Raw genomic sequence first — 4,856 nt, forward strand, 5'->3', positions numbered from 1 at the left:
GACGCCATCGGCGCCGGCACGGATGGTGGCCGGCTTCGACAGGGTGACCGACTGCCCGGCCTGGCGGACCACCAGGCGCTTCAGGTCGACCACCGTCTCGGCCCCGCCCAGTCCGACATCGGCGGCCATCTCGGCGGTGCCGTAGCCGGTCGCGGCCTGCAGTTGCAGCGCCAGCTGCTGCATCGTGCCGGCGACGTTGAGTTCGGCCCGGCTGATCGGCGTGCCGCCAGCGCTGGCGCCGGTGATGACCAGCTTGCCGTCCTGGATGCGGCGGCCGGCCGCCATCGGGTCGATGACGATTCCGGTCAGCCGCGCCTCGCCGACCGTGGCGGTGGTGCCGTAGGCGACGTTCTTCGCGGTCATGTCGATCTTGGCGCCGCTGGCCGGATCCAGCGCCAAGGTGGCGTCGAGCTGGCCGCGCATGGTCTGGCCGATGAAGGCGCCGACGACGCCGAGATCGGCCACAGCGAGCTTGATGGTGCCGCCGATCGGGCCGCCATTGGCCGCCATCGTCGCGCTGCCATCGGCCTTGATGCCGGCGACATCCAGCGCCAGGGCCTTGATGTCGAAGCCGCCATCCGCCAGTTGGCCGAGCGTGGCATTGCCGGTCGCCGGCTTGCCGTCGACCGTGCCGGCCAGCTTCAGCGTCCCGGCGGGGGCCGAGGGCAGGCCGGTGGCGTCGATATCGGCAGTCAGCGTCTCGATGGTGTGGCCGGCGCCCTTGACGCCGTTGGCCACGACCTGGCCGCGGACGCCGAGCGCGCCGATGCTGCCGGACAGGGTGGCGTCGACCGACACCGCGCCCTCGACCCCCGGCGACACCGCGGCGATCGAGCCGAGCGATGCCTTGATCGCGCCGTCGATCGCCTCGCCGTCCAGCGACCCGGAGGCGGCGAGCGAGGCCTTGTCGCCGTCGATCTTGACGTCGGAGATGGTGATCTTGCCCGCGGTGCTACGCTCGATCGGCCGCTCAGCGTCGCCCGCTTGCCCAGCACGGCGGCGGTTGGGGTCGCGTCGGCCTTCGGTTCGCCGATCGTGCCGTTCCATTCGACGCTGGCGGCGCCGTCGGCCTCCAGCGCCGGCTTGACGGTCATATCCAGGCTGCCGGAGACCGGCTGCCCGACCAGGCCGGAGAACCGGCTGAGGTCGGACGCGGCCAGGTGCAGCGTGCCGGCGCCCGACGGCGCCATGGCGTCGCCCTGGCCGGTGGCGGTCAGGACCGTGCCGTCCAGCCGCGCCTCGAAATCGTCGATCGCCACCTTTCCCGACTGGGTCGCGGTGCCGCCGATGCGCCAGTTCAGGGTCTTGCCGGCCGCTTCCTGCAGCTGCGGGTCACCGAGTGCGATGTCGGTGGCGGAGCCGGCGGCGCGCAGGGCGATCGGCGCAGTCTTATCGGACAGCGGGCCCTGCGGTGTCGCCGTCAGGTCGAAGGCCAGGGTGCCGGCGCCGTACAGGCCTTGGCGCAGCCCGGCGCCATGGATCGACGCGGTGGCCTCGGGCGCATCCAGCGCGCCCTTGGCCGTGCCCTCGACCGACAGCGAATCCCAGCCCGTGTCCGGCGGCAGCAGGGCAGCGAAATCCGCTGATGTGCCGGCCTGGACCTTGTAGGCGAGGTCGATCCGGTTGCCGACCGGATTGACCGTGCCGGTCACCGACACGCGGCCGGCGGTGGCCACGGCGTCCATCTGCCGGATCGTGATCGGCCCGGCATCGGCGATGTCCACCGCCACCTTCAGCGTGGTGCGGTCGCGCAGCAGAGGGGCGATGGTCGCGGCCAGGGGCGCCGGCACCAGTCGTGCGGCATTGGCGTCCAGGTCGATGCTCAGGCGCCGTCCGCCGGGGGCGGGTTCGATCCTGATATGGCCGTCGACGCCGCCGAGGTCGCCGGCCTTGCCGGCCAGGGTGGCGGCGAAGTCCGTCAGCGTGCCGGTGCCGTCGAGCTTGAGGTCGACCGGCGGCTGGCCCGGCAACTGCGCCATGGTGGCGATGACGCCGCCCTGCGGCTCCTGCACCGCCATGGCGACGTCCAGCTGCTGGGTCGACGGGGTGAAGGCCAGCTTCGCCGTGATGTCGCCGGCCGGCCCATCCAGGCGATGCACCGCCAGGTTGGCGCGCAGGCCCTGGGACGGGCTGCCCAGCCGGGCGTCGCCGGCCACGCTCAGCTTCGCCGCCAGCCCGGCCACGGCGGGGGCCAGCGCGATCTGGTCGATCTGCAGCCGGTCCAGCCGGATGTCGACCGGCAGCTGCGGGATGGAAAACCCGCCGGAGCTCGGCTCCGGCTCGGTCGTGTTGCTGGCCGGCAACCGGTCGACGCTGATGGTGCCGGCCTCGACCGCATCGATCTGCAGCACGCGGCCGAACAGTGCCGACGGGCTCCAGGCCATCCTGGCATGATCGACGCCGACCAGCCGGCCGGCGGGGTCGGACACTACGACGTCGCGCATCGTCATGTCGAAGGGCACCAGGCCTTCGATCGCGCCGATCGAGACCTGCATCTCCGGCGTGCTGGCCAGCCCGCCGGCCTGGTCGGCGATGAAGCGCTTGCCCGGGCCGGTCTGCGCCAGGCCGAAGCCGATCAGCAGCAGCGCGATCGGCAGGCCGATGACGATGGCCAGGACGATGAAGAGGATTCGCAGGGCGCGCATCAGAAGGCCTGGCCAATGCTGATGTAGAATTCGAAGGAATCGTCGTCCTTGCGCTTGTTCAGCGGCACCGCGATATCGGCCCGGATCGGCCCTATGCCGGTGTAGTAGCGGGCGCCCAGGCCGGCGGCGTATTGCAGGTCGCTGCCGAAATCCGGGACGCTCTTCTCATAGACGCCGCCGGCATCGAAGAACGGCACGATGCCGATGGTGTCGGTGATCTTGTAGCGCAGCTCCAGGCTGCCGATGATCGAACTCAGGCCGCCGGTCGGGTCGTGGTCCTTATCCTGCGGGCCGATGCTCTGGTATTTGTAGCCGCGGACGCTGCCGCCGCCGCCGGCATACAGCCGCTTGTCGGGCGGCACGTCGGCAATGTTAGGGCCGGCGATGCTGCTGACGCCCAGCCGCCCGGCGACGATGATGTCGCCGTCGCCCGACAGGTCGAGATAGGTCGACGCCAGCGCCTTGGCCACGACCATGTTGACCGAGGAGCCGAGGAAGGTCGGGTAGGGCGTCAGCGACAGCTCGGCCTTGTAGCCCTTGGTCGGGTTCAGCAGGTTGTCTGTGGTGTCGATCTTCGCGCCGAGCGGGATGCCGACGAAGGTGTAGTCCCACTCGCCCTCGTCGTTCTCGACATGGCCCTTCTCGAAGCTCAGGCCCCCCAGCAGGTCGATCTGCTTGGTGTAGTGGTAGGTGGCGATGCCCTGCACTAGGCCGCGCGTGCTGGTGTAGGCGTCCAGGGCCTCATGCGTCGCCAGGGCCTGGGCATCGAGGTCGACCTTGCGGTCGAGGAAACCCGGCACCTTCAGGGTGACGCCGAGCTTGTAGTTCGGCTCGCTGCCGCTGCCCTGGCCGCCGCCGACGCCGCTGATCTCACCGTCGATCCGCAGTTGCTCGGCCCCGCCCCACAGGTTGCGGTGGCCCCAATAGGCGTTGATGCCGGCGCCGTAATTGGTCTCGTATTTCGCGCCGAAGCCGAAGAAGCGCAGCGGCCGCTCCTGCACCGCGATCGTCACCGGGACATTGCCCTGGGCGTCCACCGCCGTCGCGGTGGTGACGCGGACATTGCTGAACACGCCGAGATCGGCCAGGTCCTTGCGCAGCTCCTGGATCTGGGGCGGCGAATACAGCTGGCCGGTGACGAAGGGGATGCGGCTGCGGATGAAGCTTTCATCGACCGTCTGCTCGCCCTCCACGGCGACCGGGCCGAAGCCGGCCTTGGGGCCGGAATCCAGCACCTCGGTCAGGTCCATGCTCTGGTCGGCATGGTCGACCACCGCCTGGCGCGACGGCACCTTGGCCAGCGGATAACCCTGGTTGTTCATCTGCGCCACCATGGCGCCCTCGGCGCTCAGGATAGTGCCGGACAGCGCCGGCTTGCCGGGATCGAGGCCCAGCGGCGTCCGGTCGATCACCAGCGGCAGCTGGTCCGACCCTTTGGTGTCGGTCAGGCGGACGGTCTTGAACTTGTAGCTCGGGCCGAGGTCGATCTTGATCGAGACCTTGACCGGGTCCTTGCTCTGGCGCGCCGTCAACTGGTCGATCAGCCCGGGATCGTCCACCGGTTTGCCCTCGATGGTGATGTGCACCTGGGCGCCGTAATAGGATAGGGCGCCGAGCGCGCCATACAGCCGGTCCTGGTCGGCCAGCGCCCGGCGGATCAGCCCGACCGCGCCGGAGGGGGGGCTGGATTGCAGCGCGATCAGGTTGGAGGCGCCGGTCAGCGCCGCGGTCGCGCTGTCGTCGGACACCTTCTCCAGCGTGGCGGTGTAGGGCAGCTCGTCCGGCAGGGGCGTCGCCTGTGCCGCCGCATCGGTGCCGGACGCAGTGTCGTCCTGCGCCATGACCGCCGCCACCGGCGCCAGGGCAGCCAGGAGACCGAGCCAGGCGATTCCGCCCCATCTTGCCTGCAACCCATCCCCCTTAGCTGCCCGCTTCGCGGCCTCGTCTGCGGTCCGCCGCGGTTGCCGTCCGCGGACCCGGTTGCGGGTTTGCCGAGTCCGCCCGCCCTGACGATATGCGTCCAGGGGGAGAGCGGTCTCGGGAAGCCTGCCTATGGCAAACACATAGCATGAGGGTTTCGTTGCCTTAAATTTTCCCTCGACTTGTCAATGTGTTGCTGCAGCCGACTTGCGCTCGGCGCGGATCTGCCTATATTCCACGGCAACGGCGGCTGGGGCGTTCGCAAGACGTCCCGTCCGCCGTCGTTTGTTT

Annotated in this window: 3 protein-coding genes; all 3 read right to left on the reverse strand. The window is 70.1% G+C overall.

Features of this window, described 5'->3' with window-relative positions; all coding sequences use genetic code 11:
- Positions 1–798, reverse strand: a 798-nt coding sequence (locus tag AC3XYG_RS39600) for a hypothetical protein (protein ID WP_489145410.1), incomplete at its 3' end; no start/stop codon positions are given.
- Positions 693–2,645, reverse strand: a complete 1,953-nt coding sequence (locus AC3XYG_RS39605; RefSeq protein WP_489145411.1) for a translocation/assembly module TamB domain-containing protein — start codon at positions 2,643–2,645, stop codon at positions 693–695. The genes AC3XYG_RS39600 and AC3XYG_RS39605, both read right to left, overlap by 106 nt.
- A complete protein-coding gene (locus AC3XYG_RS39610) occupies positions 2,645–4,555 on the reverse strand; it encodes an autotransporter assembly complex protein TamA (RefSeq protein WP_489145412.1) in 1,911 nt (636 codons plus the stop codon). Before AC3XYG_RS39610 ends, AC3XYG_RS39605 begins: the two co-directional genes overlap by 1 nt.
- Positions 4,556–4,856 lie beyond the last annotated feature (301 nt).

The sequence above is a fragment of the Inquilinus sp. genome, assembly GCF_057815775.1.

Coding starts and splice junctions, on each gene's coding strand:
- AC3XYG_RS39605 (WP_489145411.1), bottom strand. CDS start 2,645: ATGCGCGCCCTGCGAATCCTCTTCATCGTCCTGGCCATCGTCATCGGC.